The sequence below is a fragment of the Streptomyces sp. V4I23 genome, from assembly GCF_030817975.1.
Lineage (GTDB): Bacteria > Actinomycetota > Actinomycetes > Streptomycetales > Streptomycetaceae > Streptomyces.
In genome coordinates this window covers 4,429,981-4,449,072 of sequence record NZ_JAUSZW010000004.1, presented here as the reverse complement: position 1 = coordinate 4,449,072, position 19,092 = coordinate 4,429,981, and the positions used below count along the sequence as shown (strand labels likewise).

Here is a 19,092-nt window from a genome sequence, read left to right as displayed (position 1 = left end):
CGGCGATTGAGGACACCGCGCGAAGCGCGGTACGGGGCCCGGGGCGACGCCCCGGTTTCGGGAAGGGGCGGGGTCGGGGAAAACGCCCCCGTACCCGCGGCCCCCGGGCCGCCTACGCCGCAGTCGCCAGGCGCTCCCGTTCCACGAAGCGCACCTGCGGGTGGCCGCGGTGCCAGCCCACCGAGAGGCGCAGGCCGCCGACCCGTGCCAGCATCACGCCGACGCCCGCCGCCGCGAGCGCCGCCACCGCGCCGCCCGCCGCGAAGCCGACGCGCGCGCCGTACGTGTCGGTGACCCAGCCCACCAGCGGCGCGCCCACCGGCGTACCGCCCGTGAACACCATCATGAACAGGCTCATCACGCGGCCCCGCATCAGCGGATCCGTCGCCATCTGGATGCTCGAGTTCGCCGTGACGTTGACCGTCAGGCCGAACATGCCGATGGGGACCATCAGCGCCGCGAAGATCCAGAAGGCCGGGGCGAACGCCGTCACGACCTCCAGCGCACCGAACAGCACCGCCGCGCCCACGAGCATCCGCAACCGGGACGTGCCGCGCCGGGCGGCGAGCAGGGCGCCCGCCAGCGAACCGGCCGCCATCAGGGTGTTCAGCAGGCCGTAGGTGCCGGCGCCGGAGTGGTAGACGTCGTCGACGAAGGCCGACAGCCAGATCGGGAAGTTGAAGCCGAAGGTGCCGATGAAGCCGACGAGCACGATCGGCCAGATCAGCTCGGGCCGGCCCGCGACGTAGCGCAGGCCCTCGCGCAGCTGGCCCTTGCCGCGCGGCGCGCGCTCCACCTTGTGGAGCTCGCAGGGCCGCATCATCAGCAGGCCGGCGACAGGCGCGACGAAGGACAGCCCGTTGAGCAGGAAGGCGTAGCCGCTGCCGACGGCGGTGATCAGTACACCGGCGACGGCGGGGCCCACCAGCCGCGCGGACTGGAAGTTCGCGGAGTTCAGCGAGACGGCGTTGCGCAGCTGGTCGGGGCCGACCATCTCGGCGACGAACGACTGCCGTGCCGGGTTGTCGACGACGGTGACGAGGCCGAGCAGGAACGCCGTGAGGTAGACGTGCCAGACCTGGACGTGGCCGCTGAGCGTGAGCACGGCGAGCGCCAGGCCGGTGAGGCCCATGGCGGCCTGGGTGACGAGGAGCAGCCGCCGCTTGGGCATCCGGTCCGCGATCACGCCGCCGTACAGGCCGAACAGAAGCATGGGAAGGAACTGCAGCGCGATGGTGATGCCGACGGCGGAGGCGGATCCGGTCAGGCTCAGTACCAGCCAGTCCTGGGCGATGCGCTGCATCCAGGTGCCGGTGTTGGAGACCACCTGTCCGGTCGCGAAGAGCCGGTAGTTACGGATCCTCAGCGAGCTGAACATGGTCTGCTTGCGGTCGGGTCGGTCGGTTGTGGAGTCGTTGGCGGTCGGTGCGGGGGCGGAGTCTGCTCCGGATCCCGTACTCAAAGGGGTTCGCCTCCTCGGCGTCGGCGGTCACGGCAGATGTGCGAGCTTCTCCAGTACGGGGGCGGCGGCGCGCAGCGTGGCCCACTCGTCCTCGTCGAGGCCCTCGGCGAGGGACGCCAGCCAGGCGTTCCGCTTGCGGCGGCTCTCTTCGAGCATGGCCTCGGCCTGCTCGGTCTGGCTGACCACCTTCTGCCGGCGGTCCTCGGGGTGCGGCTCCAGCCGGACCAGTCCCTTGGCCTCCAGCAGCGCGACGATCCGGGTCATCGACGGCGGCTGGACGTGCTCCTTGCGGGCCAGCTCACCAGGGGTGGCCGAGCCGCAGCGGGCCAGGGTGCCGAGCACGGACATCTCGGTCGGGCTCAGCGATTCGTCGACGCGCTGGTGCTTCAGGCGCCGGCCCAGCCGCATGACGGCGGAGCGCAGGGAGTTCACGGCGGCGACGTCGGCGTCAGTGCCGTGGGACAGGTCAGGCATGTTCATTAGCGTAACTCATTACCCTCGCTAAAGACCAGTCCCCTTCTACTCCACCGGTCACGACTGTGATCGATGTATCACCCATATGGGTGAGAGGGAGTCCGAAAGTGACGCGCGGGCTCCGGCGGTGCGGCGACCCTGGCTCGCATGGGATCGACAGTGCTCAGCCTGCGGATCGACGGTGAGCTGCTCGACCGGCTCCGGCAGCACGCCGCCAAACGACAAATGAGCGTCCAGGACTATGTGGTCCGGACGCTCATTCGCGACGACTTCGACGAGCGCTTCAAGGCGGCCGTCGACGAGACGGAGAAGTTCTACGGGATGGCCTGACGGCCCCGGCTCACGTCAGACCGAGCGCCGGCATCGCGTAGAAGAAGACGAACACGGCCGACACCGCGTACATCGCGACGGGCACCTCGCGCCCGCGCCCCGTCGCCAGCCGCAGCACGCTGAACGCGATGAAGCCGAGGCCGATGCCGTGCGTGATCGAGTAGGTGAACGGCATCATCACCATCGCCAGGAACGCGGGCGCGGCGATCGTGAAGTCGCTCCAGTCGATGTCCTTGACCGAACCGGCCAGGATCAGGAAACCGACCGCCACCAGCGCGGGCGTCGCCGCCTGGGACGGGACCATCGTCGCGAGCGGCGTGAGGAACAGCGCCAGCGAGAACAGCAGACCCGACACGACGGACGCGAGTCCCGTACGGGCGCCCTCGCCGACACCGGCCGTGGACTCCACGAAGCAGGTGTTGGCGGAGCAGGAGGCGGCGCCGCCCGCGGCGACGGCGAGGCCGTCGACGACCAGCACCTTGTTGATACCGGGGTAGTTGCCGTCCTCGTCCATCAGCTCGGCCTCGTCGCCGACGGCGAGGATCGTGCCCATCGCGTCGAAGAAGCACGACAGCAGCACGGTGAAGACGAACAGGACACCGGTCAGCACACCGACCTTCTCGAAGCCGCCGAACAGGCTGACCTGGCCGAGCAGCCCGAAGTCGGGCGTCGAGACCGGGTTGCCGGGCCACTCGGGCGTGGTCAGACCCCAGGACGCGACGTCCGCCACGGCGTTGACGATCACCGCGAGGACGGTCATCACGACGATCGAGATGAGGATGGCGCCCGGCACCTTGCGGATGATCAGCGCGAGCGTGAGCAGCGTGCCGAGGGCGAAGACCAGGACCGGCCAGCCGAGCAGGTGACCGCCGGTGCCCAGCTGGAGCGGCACGGTGGTGTGGGCGGCGTCGGGGATGCGGGTGACGAACCCGGAGTCGACGAGACCGATGAGCATGATGAACAGGCCGATGCCGATGGCGATCGCCTTGCGGAGCCCGAGCGGCACCGCGTTCATCACGCGTTCGCGCAGGCCGGTGGCCACCAGCAGCATCACCACGAAGCCGGCGAGCACCACCATGCCCATCGCGTCGGCCCACGCCATCTGGGGCGCGAGCTGGAGGGCGACGACCGTGTTCACGCCGAGTCCGGCGGCGAGCGCGATCGGGACGTTGCCGATGACGCCCATGAGGAGCGTGGAGAACGCCGCCGTGACGACGGTGGCGGTGACGAGCTGGCCGCCGTCGAGCTGGTGACCGTACATGTCCTTGGCGCTGCCGAGGATGATCGGGTTCAGCACGAGGATGTAGGCCATCGCGAAGAAGGTGGCGAACCCTCCGCGGACCTCGCGCGCGACCGTGGAGCCGCGCTCCGAGATCTTGAAGAAGCGGTCCAGCCCGCCGACGGGCTGCGGGGGCGTGGGAGGCAGGCCGGGGGAAGCGACCTCGGCGGTGGCTGTGGGGGACATGCGGGACCTTTCTCACCCGGCTCCGTGGGGGGCTCGTACGGAGGTTCGTACGGAGGAAACCGGTCTGACGCAAACCCGTTCAGTATGAACATATAAAGTTGAAGATCGGTATCTCCGCGCGTAGACCCCTGCGGGACCAGCCCTCGCAGCCGCCTCCACCCCCGGACCTACACTGTGCGCATGGCGAAATGGACCCCCAGGCACGAGGCACCCGAGCCCCTTGAGGGGCCGGTCGTCGCCACCATCACCGGCGGCACGATCCTGTGGTTCGTCATGTTCCTCGTCCAGGTCCCCTTCTACGGCTGGTTCGCCGACCGCGACCTGACCTGGTGGGTGTGGACCTGCCTGGCCGGCGGCGGCCTCGGCCTGATCGGCATCTGGTACGTACGCCGCCGGGACGCGGCGATCAAGCGGGACCGGGCGGCACGGGAGGCCGAAGCGGCCGGGCCGCGGGAGGCCGGGCAGGCCTGACGCGACGACCCCGGTCCGCGAGCGGCCGCAGGCCCGCCCGCGGACCCCGTCGAACGACCCGGCCCGTAGTACCCCAGGCCCCTTCACGTCCTCCCCGGTCCGGTCCTCCGCCCGCCCGGGGGGTGAAGCGGCCGCGCCCGCCGTACCGTCGAAACCATGACGCAGCGGGCGGAGATCGACATGGACGGCCAGGAGCCCCGCAGACCCGTCATCGACGCGGGTGCCGAACTCGACCCCGTACACCCCCGGCAGCCACCGCGCCCCAAGACCTCGGCCACCGCGCCCGCGACCGGGCTGACCACGGACCAGGTCGCCGAGCGCGTGGCCCGCGGCGAGGTCAACGACGTGCCGGTGCGCAGCTCGCGCTCGGCCGTCGACATCGTCCGCGCCAACGTCTTCACCCGCTTCAACGCGATCATCGGCGTGCTGTGGGTGATCATGTTCTTCGTCGCGCCGATCCAGGACAGCCTCTTCGGCTTCGTGATCGTCGCCAACACCGGCATCGGCATCGTCCAGGAACTGCGCGCCAAGAGGACCCTCGACTCCCTCGCCGTCATCGGCGAGGCGAAACCGCGCGTACGGCGCGACGGGGTCGCCTCCACCGTCTCGACGTCCGGCATCGTGCTCGGCGACCTCGTCGAACTCGGGCCGGGGGACAAGGTCGTCGTCGACGGCGAGCTCGCCGAGGCCGACAACCTGGAGATCGACGAGTCGCTGCTGACCGGCGAGGCCGACCCGGTGCTCAAGCAGCCGGGCGACCAGGTGATGTCCGGCAGCTTCGTCGTGGCCGGCGGCGGCGCGTTCACGGCGACGAAGGTGGGCCGGGAGGCTTACGCGGCCCAGCTCGCGGAGGAGGCGTCGCGGTTCACGCTCGTCCACTCCGAGCTGCGCTCCGGTATCTCCACGATCCTCAAGTACGTGACCTGGATGATGGTCCCGACCGCGATCGGCCTGATCATCAGCCAGCTCGTCGCCGAGGACACCGACCTCAAGGACTCGATCGCCCGCACCGTCGGCGGCATCGTGCCGATGATCCCCGAGGGGCTCGTGCTGCTGACGTCCGTCGCCTTCGCGATCGGCGTGATCCGCCTCGGCCGCAAACAGTGCCTCGTCCAGGAGCTTCCCGCGATCGAGGGCCTGGCCCGCGTCGACGTCGTCTGCCTCGACAAGACGGGCACGCTCACCGAGGGCGGGATGGACGTCACGGAGGTGCGGCCGCTGGGCGGGACGGACGAGGCGTACGTACGGCAGGTGCTCGGTGCACTCGGGGAGTCCGATCCCCGGCCGAACGCCTCGCTGCAGGCGATCATCGAGGCGTATCCGGACAGCGAGGAGTGGCGCTGCACGGAGTCGCTGCCGTTCTCCTCGGCGCGCAAGTACAGCGGGGCGAGCTTCAGCGAGGGCAACGGGGAGACGTCCACATGGCTGCTGGGCGCGCCCGACGTCCTGCTGCCGGACGACGACCCGGTCCTCGACGAGACCGACGCCCTCAACCAGCAGGGCCTGCGGGTACTGCTGCTCACCAAGGCCGCCGAGGAACTCGACGCGCCGTCCCCGGCCGACGGCGCGAAACCGGCGGCCCTGATCGTCCTCGAACAGCGGCTGCGCCCGGACGCGCCTGCGACCCTGCGCTACTTCGCGGACCAGAACGTCGCGGCGAAGGTCGTCTCCGGGGACAACGCGGTCGCGGTCGGCGCGGTCGCGGACAAGCTGGGGCTGCCGGGCTCGGACCGCACGGTCGACGCCCGCCGGCTGCCGGCCGATCGGTCGGCGATGGGCGCGGAGATCGACGCGAACGCGGTCTTCGGCCGGGTCAGCCCGCGGCAGAAGCGCGACATGGTGGGCGCGCTCCAGTCCCGCGGCCACACGGTCGCGATGACCGGCGACGGCGTCAACGACGTCCTCGCGCTGAAGGACGCGGACATCGGCGTCTCGATGGGCTCCGGCTCGGAGGCCACGCGCGCGGTGGCGCAGATCGTCCTGCTCAACAACAGTTTCGCGACGCTGCCGTCCGTGGTGGCCGAGGGCCGCCGGGTGATCGGCAACATCACGCGCGTGGCCACGCTCTTCCTGACGAAGACGGTGTACTCCGTCCTCCTCGCGATCCTCGTGGTCTGCTCCCAGGTGGAGTACCCGTTCCTCCCCCGGCATCTGACGCTGCTGTCCACGCTCACCATCGGCGTCCCGGCCTTCTTCCTCGCCCTGGCGCCCAACAAGGAGCGGGCGAAGTCCCACTTCGTACGGCGGGTCATGCGCTACGCGATCCCGGCGGGCCTGATCGCGGCGTCGACGACGTTCTCCACGTACCTGCTGGCGCGCTCGCACTACAGCGGCCCGGGCGCGCTGGACGCGGAGACGAGCGCGGCGACGCTGACGCTGTTCCTGGTCGCGATGTGGGTCCTGGCGATCATCGCCCGGCCCTACACATGGTGGCGGATCGGCCTGGTGGCGGCGATGGGCGCGGGCTTCCTGCTGGTGCTGGTCGTCCCGTGGCTCCAGGACTTCTTCGCGCTGAAGCTGGTCGGCGTGACGATGCCGTGGACGGCGGTGGCGATCGCGGCGGGCGGCGCGGCGCTGCTGGAGTTCGCGTGGCGTGTGGTGGGGCGGCGGGTGCCGGCGTGACCCCGCGGTCCGCCAGGATCCGGCAGGCTGCGGGGCCTTCTGCTTCGCCCGCTACGGGCGGGCGTAGGGCCGGGTCATCATCTCCATGTTGTGGCCGGACGGGTCGTCGAAGTACGCGCCCCGGCCGCCGAGCCGTGACTCTCCAGGTCCGGGTTCCTCAAGGGACAGATCGGAGACGGAGAGGCAACGGCGGGGCTCTGGCCCGCCCCGTGCTCACGCCGAGGCCGGGCGCCCCACTCGTGCGTGGCCCATGGCCGACCCGGCAGTCACGTCCCCGACGCCAGCCGCCCGCCTCGTGCTCGGCAATCGACTTCCGGTCGCCTGGCCGCGCGTGGGGTCCGCGCGCCGTACCGGATTGTCACGGTCGCCGCACGACGGTGCCCTGGCCTCGGTGCCCGCCCGTGCCATCGATCCCGGCGGCGCGGGCGTGGGGCCCATCGCCGGCTCAGCGCCCTCGGGTCACCTCGGCCGCCACTTCCGCCCAGACGGTTTTCCCGACGGCAGGACGAGGCTCCACACCCCAGCGGTCCGCCAGGACGTCCACGAGGACCAGGCCGCGGCCCGACACGTCGTCGGCAGCGGGAGCGTGCACGACGGTCGGCGGACGCACCGAGGACGCGTCCGAGATCTCGACACGCACCCGCCGTGCGTCCAGGGTCAACCGGAGCTTGAAGTCCCGGCCGGGCACGCGCCCGTGACGTACGGCGTTGCCGGCGAGTTCGGCCACCAGCAGGGCGACGGTGCACGAGAGGTCCGAGTCGGAGGGATGGCCCCATTCGGCCAAGTGCCGCACGGCGACCCGACGGGCGAGCCGCGCACCCCGGGGTGTCGAGGCGAACAGCGCCGCGAACTCCGCGCTCTCGCCGAGCCGTTCCTCTGCCGCAGCCTTCTGGTCGGGACTCTCGCCCGATGTGGTCGTGGTCTTCAGCACCGCGTCGCCCATCCCGTTCGGTCTCTCGTCTCGGGGCACCATCCGTCGTGTACGGATGGTGACGTTCCGTGTTCAAGAGTCGTCGGGCGGACCTACGCTCGGAAGGGCATGCAGCATTACACCGCAGGCCGTAAGGAACGGAAGTAAGCCCATGGCCAAAGCAATTGAGCCCGAGGCCTCGATGGCCGCCCTCTTCGGCTCACAGGTCCGCAGACTGCGCACGGCCGCCGGTCTGACGCAGGCCCAACTCGGTGCGAGGACCCACGTCGTCAGCACCCGGATCACCCAGGTCGAGCGGTCGTCCGGCGCCAAGCCGACGCTGGAGCTCGCGCGGGCGCTCGATGCGGCGCTCGGTGCGGACGGGTTACTGGTGGACCTGTGGCCGCACGTCTACCGGGAGTCCTTCCCGGACTGGTCGCGGACGTTCATGGCGTACTCGGCGCAGGCCGCCGCGATTCGCGAGTACGCGTGCCATGTCGTGCCCGGCCTGTTGCAGACCGAGGAGTACGCGCGCGCCGTCCTGAGCGTCGGCCTCTCCCTCAAGAGCGAGGAGCAGTTGGAGGAGAGGCTGTCCGCCCGCCTCGAGCGGCAGAAGCGGCTCCTGTCTCCGGAACGGCCGGACCTCCTGGTGATCCTCGACGAGTCGGTACTGCGGCGGCCGGTCGGCGGCGACGACGTCATGCGACGCCAGCTCGCCCATCTGGCGAGGGCGGCCGCCAAGCCGAACGTCACCGTGCAGGTCCTCCCGTTCGCAGCGGGCGCGCACGACATGCTCGGCGGCTCCCTCACCGTGCTGACCCTGCCGAACGGCACCGAAGTGGCCTACACGGAAGGCGCGCACCACGGCCAGCTCTTCGAGGATCCGGCCGAGGTCGGGCATCTCGCGTTGACCTACGATCGGCTGGGGGCCGCGGCGCTGCCCCCGTTCATGTCGCTCGACATGATCCGATCCGCGATGGAGGACGACTACCGTGGCGCGAATCTCCCTTCCCGGTCCGCACGACGCCGCCTGGCGAAAGAGCAGCTACAGCAATCAGGAGGGCGGCAACTGCGTCGAGGTGGCGGACGCAATCCCCGGCGTGGTTCCGGTACGTGACAGCAAGGCCCCGCACGGCCCGTCGATCACCTTCGCGACCGCGTCCTGGGCGGCGTTCATAGGTGAGTTGAAGGCCGCCGACCGGGACTGAGCGGAGCGGGACCCGGTCGGCACACCGGTCCTGCCGAGCCGCCGGGACCTCGCTCGCGAGGGGGCGGTGGGCCACGAACTCCCCCAAAGAACCTGGGGAAAGAACCACCTGCCCCCTCCCCTCCCCTCCGTCACCCGGACGAGCGACTGGCTTGCCGGGGGTGGGAAGTCGGCGGTTGCGTCCGCAACAAACCCAGACCTATGACGGCCCCCGGCCGGGACGGCAATCCCGATCGAGGGGCCTCACCCATCAGGAGGAGACACCCTCCCGATGGCTGAACGGCAGTCCAACGCGCCCCTGCGCGCCCCCGTCGGAACTCCGGCCTCTGGCGTGATCCACGTCCGCACCGCCTCACGGCCGACTGCACCGTGCTCGCCAACGCCCGGGCGCAGCACCGAGGCAGCGCGGTCACCGTGGGCGTGGCGGCCTCCATCAGACGACCTCAGGCCCCGGCACCGGCGCCGGTCGAGGCGGCGGCGTTCCCGGCCCCCGTACGCGCCGTGCCGCCGGCCCTCGACCCCGGGCCCGTGCCTGCGCAGGCCGCGGACCCCGACGCCATCGCCGTCCCCGCCTCGCTGCGTCTGCGCGACCCGGTGACCGTCGAGACGCACGGCCACTACGTGGAAGGCGGCTGCATGGAGCCGCGCGGCGGGCACTGAGCCCGGACGCCTATTTCGCGTCAGAATTCCCCACGGCACACGGCGACTTGGCGACATCTGAGGCTTTGGCTGCGATTCGTCAGACATCCACGGTTCGCTCTCGGGGCGCTCACTGATCGCCCGTGAATCGGCCACCGGCAGGACGCTGAGGACAACCCCGTCCCGCGGCGCCATGTGATCAATCCGATGTTTGAGACACCGCCCCTCTGCAGGACCAACGCCGCCACGGCCTGCGCGATCCGAAGCCGCCCGGACGGCCAGAAGTGCCCTTCTGCCCTCCTCTTGACGCGCATAGCGTCCTTCACCAGTGCGCCCAGCACATGTGTTTGAATTTCCAAGAGGAAGGCATCACTTCGTGTCTCCTGACACACAGATCTCCGGGCACGGACGGCGCAGACGGATGTCCCGCACGGCGGCCGCGGCAGCGCTGCTGCTCGTCGCCGAGGCCGCGTTCGTCGCCGGCGGTACGGCCGTCGCGGCGACGCCCCAGCCGAAGGAAGCACTGCTCCAGAGCCATCAGCCGTCCCAGGACGAGATCCTCGCCTCCGACATGGCGTGGGCCGCCCGTCACGCCAAGGGCTCCAAGGCGTGGGCGATCCTGGAGGCGGAGAAGACCGGCGAGAAGGTCGTCGTCACCGACGAGACGACCGAGACCTCGTACACCGTCGCCAACCCCGACGGCACCCTGACCACCGAGTTCACCTCCGGGCCCGAACGCGTCCGGCGCGGCGGCACGTGGCAGAAGGTCGACGTCACCCTCGCGCGCGGCGCGGGCGGCAGCGTCCAGGCGAAGAACCACCCCAAGGGCCTGCGCCTCGGCGGCAAGGGCGGCACCAGGGCCACCTCCTTACACGCCGCCAAGGACGCCGCCCCGCGCGACCTCGTCACCCTCGGCCAGGGCGACGAGAGCGTGACCCTGCAGTGGAAGGGCGGACTGCCCGCCCCGGCGATCGACGGCACCACGGCCCGGTACCGCGAGGCCGTGCCGGGCGCCGACGTGATCGTCGAGGCGACCCGCACCGGCTTCGAGCAGTTCGTCGAGATACGCGAGCGGCCTGCCGCCGGCGGCTACTCGTACACCCTCCCGGTCCGGGCCAAGGGCCTCAAGGCCAAGGCCCACAAGGATGGTTCGGTCACCTTCGCCGACGCGAAGACCGGCGCCGCACGAGCCACCATGCCCGCCCCGGTCATGTGGGACGCATCGGTCGACAAGCGGTCCGGGAAGCACGAGAACCGGGCCCGGGTCGGAATGAAGGTCGTCGACAAGGGCAAGGGCCTGATCGACCTCGTCGTCACCCCCGACCCGGCGTTCCTCGCCGACCTGAAGACCGTGTACCCGGTCACCGTCGACCCGTCGACCTCGGCGCTGTCGAACACCTTCGACACCTACGTCCAGCAGGGCGAGACCGTCGACTGGTCGGCCGACACCGAGCTGGACTTCGGCAACCCCGGCACCAAGAACGCCGACGGCACCTACCGCACGGCCCGTTCCTTCATCACCTGGAACACCTCGGCCATCGCCGACGCACTGATCGTCGACACCAACCTGTCGCTGTACAACTTCCACTCGGGCAACACCGACTGCACCGCGCAGAGCTGGACCGTGTGGGACACCAGTGCCCCGTCCACCGCGTCCCGCTGGACCAGCCAGCCCGCGTGGAACCAGCAGTACCACTCCTCCACCGAGACCAAGGGCAACCCGTCCTGCGGCGCCGACGGCTGGGTCAACGCCGACGTCGACGCCCTCGTCCAGACCTGGGCGTCCGCCAAGGCCACCCGCGGTCACATGGGCCTGCGCGCCGCGACGGACGACACCCGGGCGTGGAAGCGGGTCAACTCGGCCAACAACGCGGCCAACCAGCCCAAGCTGTCGGTGACGTACAACTACCGTCCCTCGGACGGCACGGCCCGCCAGGCCGGCGCCCCGTTCAAGTCCTACGCCGGTGTCTGGGCGGTCAACACCACCACCCCGATCCTGCGCGACACGTTCACCGACCCGGACGGCGACCAGGTCAACGGCACCTTCCAGGTCTACGACGCCGCGACCAACACGCCCATCACCACGCCGCTCGGCGAGGGCCTGCTCCTGTCCCCGTACGGGGACCAGGGCAAGCCGGTGAGCGTGACGGTGCCCGCCGGGCAGCTCAAGGACGGCCGGACCTACAAGTTCCGCACCAACGCCTACGACGGCACGCACTACAACCTGAACTGGTCGCCGTGGACCCAGTTCGTCGTCGACACCACCGCACCGGTGGCCCCGGCGAAGATCGCCTCGACCGACTACCCCGAGGGCGCGTGGACGCCGAACAAGGGCGCCGGCAGTTTCCAGATCACACCTCCGGCCGGTGACGATGTCCGAGGCATCGAGAGCCGTACCAACGGTGGTGCCTGGACTGCGGAGAAGCCCGCCGTGGCCGGTCAGCCCACCACGGTGACGGGCACACCGGACGAGCGGGGCATGAACCGTACCGAGGGCCGTGCCGTCGACCGGGCCGACAACAAGGGATCGCAGAAGGTCTACGACTACGGCACCGGCAAGGCGCCGATCAGCGGCGACACCGCCGTCCCGGACGGCGGCGCCGACCCCGACCCCATCCCGGACGAGGAGCCCTACGAGGCGGAGGACACTCCCGAGAAGCAGCCGAGCCCGCATGGCGCTCCTCCGGAGCCCGGAAGCCGGGACAACTGCTACACGACCGACAACCCCGAGATCGAGATGTGCCAGAGTCGTCAGTACGACGCCGGGATCGCAAGGGCGGCGATGGCACTGCCGGCGCCCACCGATCCTCTCGTCTCCTGGTGCAGTGACCCGGCGATCGGCGGATACACGCTCACCCGCCGTGAAGGCTGCCACAAGGTCGGTGTCGTGGCCGACTGGTGGCAGATCAGCAACAACCAGCCGCCCAAGCACATCGGCACCGCCATCTTCCTCGTCCGCGAAGAGATGAAACTGGACAACACGGGTGCCTGGCACCAGCGGAACTTCATCGCTCCGCTGTCCATCGACGGTGCGCTGGGAACGGTGACCCTCGACTACTGGGACGCCACGTGTGGCGGTGACACCGTCTGCGATCGGGCGTTCGTCGGCCCCGAATTCACCGGACCGACTTCCTGGACCACCACCTCGCCGGTGACCGAGCAGACCGTCCAGACGCGCAAGTTCACCTGGAAGACGGCTGCCCTTGGCAAGTCCCAGGAGTTCGACCGAGGCAGCTTCCTCGGTTTCAAGGCGTCCGCTGCTCCTGGCGCGGTGAAGGTCACCGAGCCGAGCTGGGTGTTCTGGGACCAGATCCGCTGTGACCAGATGATGCCGAACGCGGCGTCCGTCGGCTGTGTGTTCCCCAAGTACACGCCGACGTTCGAGCTGAAGCACAAGTACGCCGAAGGTGCCGCGCTGTACTACATGGAGATGCGCGACAAGCTCGACTGGCACCCCGGCAGCAAGGCACACAACAGTCCGCTGCACCGCGAGTTCGACCCGGCCAGGCGAGACGCGAACCGCGCTGTCGTCTGCCCGGACAGTGGTCAGTACGCGCTGGTCCTGCACCCGCTGGCGACCGGTGACAAGAAGGCGACTCAGTGCGACGAGTATGCCTTCGCGGCCTCCAAGGAGAGCGGTGGATCGCAGGCGGGTGTCACCAACGGTTCACAGTGTCTCCAGGCGTATGCCCGTAAGGACGCTGACGGCAAGTGGCGTCTCTACGACGACCTGAGGGCGCCGAACACGGCACCCACGTACAAGGAGAAGTGCGCCCGCGCCACCATGGCCGGTGCCCAGAACGAGCGTGCCGGCTCCCGCCTCTCGGGCTTCTACACCAAGAACCGAATGCTGGACAATGACGCCTACTTCATCGATGTCCCCGGTCTGGTCAGGCCGTAGCAAGTAGACAGAAAGAAGCCCCCTCCTACCGGTCGGCGGGAGGGGGTCTTCTCACGTCCTTGGTGCTAGTAGTGCTTGGTCAGGTTCATTCGTCGGTGGCGTGTCCCGTTGAGGGGCTGCGTCGTTGACCGGGTGTGACACCTGAGGAGTTGGATGAAGTCCGGTGCCGTCTGGAGGACTTCGCGGCGGATGTGTTCGAGCCGTTCGCGCGGGCGGATCAGCGTCGGTGGGGCGGGGTCTATCTGCGGGGACTGCTGCTGGACGGGCAGCGCAAATCGGTGGAACCGATGGCCGCCCGGCTGGGTGAGGACGGCAACCGGCAGGCCCTGGCCCACTTCATCACCACCAGCCCGTGGGAGGCGGCGCATGTCCGAGCCCGACTCGCATGGAAGATGGCTCCAGCGATTAACCCGACCGCGCTGATCATCGATGACACAGGCTTCCTCAAGGACGGTGACGCCTCGGCCTGTGTGTCTCGGCAGTACACCGGCACCGCAGGCAAGGTCACCAACTGCCAGGCGGGCGTGTCCTTGCACCTGGCCTCGGACACCGCCTCGGCGGCAATCGACTGGCGCTTGTTCCTGCCCAAGAGCTGGGATCCCGCCTCGCCGCAGGCCGACCCGGGCAAGGTGGCCCGTCGCGAGCGGTGCGGCATCCCGCCGGATGTGGGCCATGTCGAGAAGTGGCAGCTGGCCCTGGACATGATCGACGAGACCCGGTCCTGGGGCATCGATGTGCCCCTGGTCGTGGCCGACGGCGGCTACGGGGACACTGCGGCCTTCCGGCTCGGCCTGGAGGAACGCGGGCTGCACTACGTAGTGGGCAGCTCGACCACCGTCACTGCCCACCCACACGACGCGACGCTTCACATCCCGCCCCACAGTGGTCGCGGGCGCCCGCCCCAGCCGGCTTACCCCGAGGCGCCGAAGAGCGTGAAGGAGCTGATCATCGCTGCGGGGAAGCAGGCGGCCCGGCCGGTGCAGTGGCGGGAGGGCTCCCGCCCAGGCAGCGGCCGCAGCGGGTTCAAGCGGATGTACTCGCGGTTCGTGGCACTGCGGATCAGGCCCGCCGGACGCGAGATCCGCAAGGCCGTCGGGGGAGCCGAGTTGCCCGCGTGCTGGCTGCTGGCCGAATGGCCCGCCGCCGAGCCGGAGCCGGTGCAGTTCTGGCTCTCCAACCTGCCCGACGACACTCCACTCACCACGCTGGTGCGGCTGGCCAAGCTCCGCTGGCGCATCGAGCACGACTACCGCGAGATGAAGCAAGCCCTGGGCCTGGCCCACTTCGAGGGCCGCACCTGGAACGGCTGGCACCACCACGTCACCCTCGTCTCCGCCGCCCACGCCTTCTGCACGCTCCAGCGACTGGCCCGGACCCCAAAAGAGACGGCGCCGGCCTGAGCCTCTACCAGGTCGTCCGCGAGATGCAGATACTCCTCGCGGTCTGGACCGGCGCCTGCCCCACCTGTCACCGCGACATACCCACAGCGATACCAACCTGACCAAGCACTACTAGGCCTTCTCCAACTTCCAGGTGAGGTGCCTGGGTGGGCCTTCGTCCAGTTGAGGAACGAGCGCGTACCGGCGCGAGTACGGCATAGGGGATCCGGACTCCAGGGACTCGGCCATCAGCCCGATCATCTCCCCCAGATTCTTCCAGCGGACTGCGGTGACCTCGTTGCCCTCATAGTCGATCTCGATGATGTTGCCGTAGGTGTCGCCGGGCCGGTGGTCGATGAGGAGGCTCTCCCCCGTGTTCGTACCGGCAATGGGGAGCCACAGCGGGTCCGCCCACGGATCCAGAATCCAGTGCGCGGGATCCTCGTCCCGCTGCTCGTTGAACTCTTCGAGCATCTCCTCCATGTACTCCGGCCCGCCCTCGAGTCCGTCAATGCCGTACGGGACATAGCCGCCCGGCCAGATGGGAGCGTCGTACAGGGGGGCGCCGTCGTGGATTCCGAGCCACTGCACGAGATGCGGGTGGAGCGGGTACGGGATGGCGTCCCGGAGAGACTGGATGGCCTCTTCGGAGGCAGGCGGGTGCAGCTCGGACAGAGCACTGGTGCACTGGTGCTCCCCAAGCCAGGTCTCGATGCGTTCCCAGGCACGTATGAGATCGTCCACCAGCGCATCCTGACACGTTGGTGGCGAGTCCGCCCCGGCGGCAGCCGCTACGCGTCGAACCAGCGCGCCCGTTCCAGCTCCGTCGTCCGGGACGCGTCCTCCAGCAGCGCCGCCACCTCGAAGCGGCGCGGCCACTGGGCCGTCGACCACGCCAGGGCAGCCGCCACGCCCTCCAGCGTCGCCGCGTGCAGCACGCCGTCCGGGGTGCGGCGCCAGTCGAGCTCGACGCCGCCCGCCATCAGCTCCTCGTGTTCGACGTACGTCGCGGGCGTGGAGGGGCCCAGCAGGGTCCGTACGGACTCGGGGACCTCGTGCACCTCGCCCTCGGTCGTGACCTCCGCCGTGACCGCCTCGCTCAGGCGGCGTACCTGGAACAGGTCGGCCAGGTCCGCGGCGCGCGAGGGCGCCACCGGGAGCAGGGGCAGCCCGGCGGTGAGCGGCAGCAGGTCCGGGGTGTCCGCCACGACCGCGTCCCCCGCGTCCACGACCACCACCTCGCCGTCCACCACGGCGCGCAGCTCGTCGGGGAGCGTGACCTGCTCCGGGTCGAGGTCGGCCAGCGCCGTGTACAGGGCGTGCAGCCGGTCGGCGCGCACCTGGCGGCCGGGGTCGGCGAGGCGGGCGAGCAGCTCCGCCGCGCCGCCCGGCTCGTCGAGCAGCGCCGCGACGGACGTCCGTACGCCGAGGGCGTGCAGCACCTGCGCGTCCTCGAAACCCGTCGTGTCGGCCGACTCGTACAGGCCCTCCAGCAGCGGGTCCGCGCCCGCCGCGCGCAGGCCGGCGGGGCGGCGGCCGTCGAGCACCGGATGGTCGCGCAGCCACCACGCCGTGTACGGCCGCACCGTCTCCGTCGTGCCGTCGGGCAGCAGGATGCGTACGGGCTGCGTCAGCGCGTCCCGCAGCGGCGGCTGCGCCAGCAGGGCGAGGGCCTGCGGCCAGCGGTCGTCGTCCACCAGGTCCAGGTCGCGCACCGCGACGATCTCCGTGGCGACCGGCGGCACCGGCGTGTCGGGCAGCCGGTCGAGCACGTCCTCGCACCACACGTCGACCGCGTCGAGCAGCCCTGCGTCGTCGGGCTCGGCGAAGTCGCCCTCGCGGGGCTCGAGTTCGTCGGGGTCGAGGACGACGTCCGTGGCCCGGACGAGGGAGAAGTTCGCCAGGACGCCGCAGGCGGCGAGCGGCTGCTCGCCCCAGCGTTCGGCCAGTTCGGCGTCGCACAGCGCGAGTTCGCCCTCGCGCATGACCGAGGCGAACGGGCTGCCGGGCAGCACGAGTTCGCCCGCGGGCGCGAGCTCCCCGTCCTCGTCCGTCAGCGCCAGCGCGCCCAGCCACGGCTCGTCACCGGGCTCCAGCTCCGCGTCCCGTACGAGCGCGAGGACCGTCTCCGCCAGTTCCTCGGCGTCGAGGGTGTCCGCTTCCTCGTCCCAGATCTCGCCCTCGTCGAGCGACGCCGCCACCGCCGCCCGCACCTGCGGCGTCGTCAGCACGGCACGCGGGGTCGCGGGCAACGCGCCCAGCTTCTCCAGCAGGGGGTGAGCGGCGTCCGGGTGGACGACCTTCAGCCCGAGACGGGCCAGGTGGGGCGGGGTGTCCGCGAGAGGGAGCAGCGTCTGGCGGGGGCCGATGGTCGTCCTGTTTCCCCCAGAGCCTCCGGCCTGGGTGGGGGTCCCCCCGGCGAAGCCAGGGGGAGTGCCCCCAGCCAGCGGCACGGGCAGACCCGACAGCCGGTCCGGGTCGACGCCCGCGAGGCTGTCGTAGAGCCTGCGCCACCAGCCCGGTTCGCGTTCCAGACCGGCGAGCCGGTCGATCGCCTCCGTCAGCGGCACCCGCGCGACACCGAGCGTGCGCAGCTCGACCCGGCGCTCGAGACCGGCGGGCAGCAGGCTCGGCAGCACGTCGGCCATGACGCGTACGGTCTCCGCGCCCGCGCCCTCCAGCACCTCCGCCTCCATGGGCCGCAGCGCCCGGGGCGCCTCGCGGCCGGGCAGACCGGAGTCGTCGTCCGCCTGCTCCCGCGGCGCGGCGGCCTCCAGGAACGCCGTACGCGGAAGCCGCGTGAGGATCGCCGCCCGCAGCGCCCCGTCCAGCTCACCCTTGCCGAGCGGGCCGGGCACCAGATCGATCGTGCCGGTGCTCACCGGCTGCCACTCGCCGAGCAGTTCGGCGTACGCGTCGGCCGCACGCTCCACGAGGAAGTCGGTCAGCGGTCCGGGCGCCGGGTGCCGGCGCGTCGCGTCCAGCGGCAGCGAGGCGATCAGCAGCGCGGGTACGCCCAGGGGTTCGTCGGTGGGCGTCGGCGCGTGGACGACGGGCGCGGTGCCCGGGCGGGCCGGGGCGCCGTCAACCTCGACGGGCACGGCCCAGGTGACGGACCAGTGCGGGCGCAGCCGCTCCTCGACGGGCCGGTCGGCGAGCAGCGCGGGCTCGACCGGCCCGGCGTGGCTCACCACCCGCCAGCGCCGTTCGCCGCGCGCACTGTCCTCGACCCGCACGTACGCGCCGTGCGTGCTGCGCCGCAACTCCCGTACGCCGTCCGGCGTCTCGACCACGACCTCGGCGAGTCCCGGAAGCGTCAGCAGGAGCGCGTCGTCGATCCCTGCGAGCAGCCGCTCCACGAGATCGACCGCGGCCCCGTCCCGCAACGGCAGCACCACGACCGTGTCGTACCCCTCGGGCGCGCTGCCCTCGGCGGGCAGCGGCAGCCGCAGCAGCGGTACATGGCCGTCACGGCGGCGCAGCTCGTCGCCGAGCCCCGGGCTGGCCCCGGCCGCCTGCCAGGCGAGCTCCCGCGCCTCGGCCAGGGACCAGCGCACACCCCCGTGGCGGCCGACGACGGCGGGCTCGTCGCTGACCGCGAGCACGGCGGCGAAGCCGACGCCGAAGCGGCCGACGGACGTCTCGTGGCCCTCGCGCTTGGCGGAGGCGCGCAGGGTGCTCAGCGACTCGACGCCGGTCGCGTCGAGCGGCGCGCCGGTGTTCGCGGCGGCCAGCACGGCGGGCTCGCCGCCCGTGCCCGGCCGCAGCGTGAGGCGCAGCCGTCCGCGCACCTGGGCGCGGGCGGCGGCGTCGGCGGCGTTCTGCGCGAGCTCGACGACGAGCCGGTCCCGGTAGCCGCCGAGCGCGAGGTCCTCCTCGGCGTTGGCGTCCTCCCGGAAGCGGGCCGGGCTGGCCGCCCACGCGTCGAGCACACCGCGCCGCAGCCGCGCCGTCCCGAACGGGTCGGCCCACTCGGTCGTCCTGACGCTCACGCTGTGACTCCGCCCTGCCGGTGCCGCATGCCTGCGGCGGCCTGTGTGTGGTTGCTGGGGCCGAAGGTACCGCGTACGGGAGTTCCCTAACGTGGCGGGCCGCTGCGGGGGCGTGCCTTTCAGCCCGTCCGGCGATGGAGGACATTCCCCCTACGCCCTGGCGGGGCCCTGGCGGGTGTGGGGGGAATGCCCTGCCCACCGGTCGGCAGCCGTGCCCGACGGCGCAACCCCCTCGCGGGG

Annotated in this window: 14 protein-coding genes and 1 pseudogene; 8 read left to right on the top strand and 7 right to left on the bottom strand. The window is 71.1% G+C overall.

Translation table 11 applies throughout. The features are described from left to right. Positions 1-112 precede the first annotated feature (112 nt). Positions 113-1,462, bottom strand: a complete 1,350-nt coding sequence (locus tag QFZ82_RS22555; protein ID WP_307714867.1) for an MFS transporter — start codon at positions 1,460-1,462, stop codon at positions 113-115. 27 nt (positions 1,463-1,489) lie between these two features. Then, positions 1,490-1,936 carry a MarR family winged helix-turn-helix transcriptional regulator gene (locus QFZ82_RS22550; protein WP_307714866.1) on the bottom strand — a complete coding sequence of 149 codons (447 nt, stop codon included), beginning with the start codon at positions 1,934-1,936 and terminating at the stop codon, positions 1,490-1,492. 147 nt (positions 1,937-2,083) lie between these two features. Between QFZ82_RS22550 and QFZ82_RS22545 the strand changes: the two genes are divergently transcribed. Next, positions 2,084-2,266, top strand: coding sequence for a ribbon-helix-helix protein, CopG family (locus QFZ82_RS22545; RefSeq protein ID WP_307714865.1), 183 nt, complete (start codon positions 2,084-2,086; stop codon positions 2,264-2,266). A gap of 10 nt (positions 2,267-2,276) precedes the next feature. Here the strand turns inward: QFZ82_RS22545 and QFZ82_RS22540 are convergent, their stop codons facing one another. Beyond that, complete coding sequence (locus QFZ82_RS22540; RefSeq protein WP_307714864.1) at positions 2,277-3,731, bottom strand: NCS2 family permease; 1,455 nt, start codon at positions 3,729-3,731, stop codon at positions 2,277-2,279. A 180-nt stretch (positions 3,732-3,911) separates the two neighbouring features. Between QFZ82_RS22540 and QFZ82_RS22535 the strand changes: the two genes are divergently transcribed. Continuing rightward, positions 3,912-4,202: a DUF2530 domain-containing protein gene (locus QFZ82_RS22535; protein WP_307714863.1), complete on the top strand. Its 291-nt coding sequence runs from the start codon at positions 3,912-3,914 to the stop codon at positions 4,200-4,202. A gap of 156 nt (positions 4,203-4,358) precedes the next feature. Next, positions 4,359-6,824, top strand: a complete 2,466-nt coding sequence (locus QFZ82_RS22530; protein ID WP_307714862.1) for an HAD-IC family P-type ATPase — start codon at positions 4,359-4,361, stop codon at positions 6,822-6,824. 51 nt (positions 6,825-6,875) lie between these two features. Here the strand turns inward: QFZ82_RS22530 and QFZ82_RS22525 are convergent. Both QFZ82_RS22525 and QFZ82_RS22520 read right to left on the bottom strand, forming a co-directional pair. Continuing rightward, positions 6,876-6,956, bottom strand: a pseudogene (locus QFZ82_RS22525) (VOC family protein); the annotation flags it as partial. Positions 6,957-7,269: 313 nt separating this feature from the next. Further along, positions 7,270-7,767, bottom strand: coding sequence for an ATP-binding protein (locus QFZ82_RS22520; RefSeq protein WP_307714861.1), 498 nt, complete (start codon positions 7,765-7,767; stop codon positions 7,270-7,272). 169 nt (positions 7,768-7,936) lie between these two features. Between QFZ82_RS22520 and QFZ82_RS22515 the strand changes: the two genes are divergently transcribed. The 5 genes from QFZ82_RS22515 (at position 7,937) to QFZ82_RS22495 (ending at position 14,881) form a co-directional block, all read left to right on the top strand. Further along, complete coding sequence (locus QFZ82_RS22515; protein WP_307717805.1) at positions 7,937-8,851, top strand: helix-turn-helix transcriptional regulator; 915 nt, start codon at positions 7,937-7,939, stop codon at positions 8,849-8,851. Continuing rightward, positions 8,814-8,942: a DUF397 domain-containing protein gene (locus QFZ82_RS22510; protein ID WP_307714860.1), complete on the top strand. Its 129-nt coding sequence runs from the start codon at positions 8,814-8,816 to the stop codon at positions 8,940-8,942. The genes QFZ82_RS22515 and QFZ82_RS22510 overlap by 38 nt, the downstream gene beginning before the upstream one ends. A 368-nt stretch (positions 8,943-9,310) precedes the next feature. Next, complete coding sequence (locus QFZ82_RS22505; protein ID WP_307717992.1) at positions 9,311-9,601, top strand: hypothetical protein; 291 nt, start codon at positions 9,311-9,313, stop codon at positions 9,599-9,601. A 355-nt stretch (positions 9,602-9,956) separates the two neighbouring features. Then, positions 9,957-13,481 carry a DNRLRE domain-containing protein gene (locus tag QFZ82_RS22500; RefSeq protein ID WP_307714859.1) on the top strand — a complete coding sequence of 1,175 codons (3,525 nt, stop codon included), beginning with the start codon at positions 9,957-9,959 and terminating at the stop codon, positions 13,479-13,481. A 134-nt stretch (positions 13,482-13,615) separates the two neighbouring features. Continuing rightward, positions 13,616-14,881: an IS701 family transposase gene (locus QFZ82_RS22495; RefSeq protein ID WP_307712235.1), complete on the top strand. Its 1,266-nt coding sequence runs from the start codon at positions 13,616-13,618 to the stop codon at positions 14,879-14,881. Between the two features lie 111 nt (positions 14,882-14,992). Here the strand turns inward: QFZ82_RS22495 and QFZ82_RS22490 are convergent, their stop codons facing one another. Together QFZ82_RS22490 and QFZ82_RS22485 are read right to left on the bottom strand one after the other, a co-directional pair. Continuing rightward, a complete protein-coding gene (locus QFZ82_RS22490) occupies positions 14,993-15,604 on the bottom strand; it encodes an SMI1/KNR4 family protein (protein ID WP_307714858.1) in 612 nt (203 codons plus the stop codon). A 47-nt stretch (positions 15,605-15,651) separates the two neighbouring features. Then, the gene (locus tag QFZ82_RS22485; protein ID WP_307714857.1) at positions 15,652-18,852 is read right to left on the bottom strand and encodes a sacsin N-terminal ATP-binding-like domain-containing protein; all 3,201 of its coding nucleotides are present in this window, start codon (positions 18,850-18,852) and stop codon (positions 15,652-15,654) included. Between the last annotated feature and the right edge of the window lie 240 nt (positions 18,853-19,092).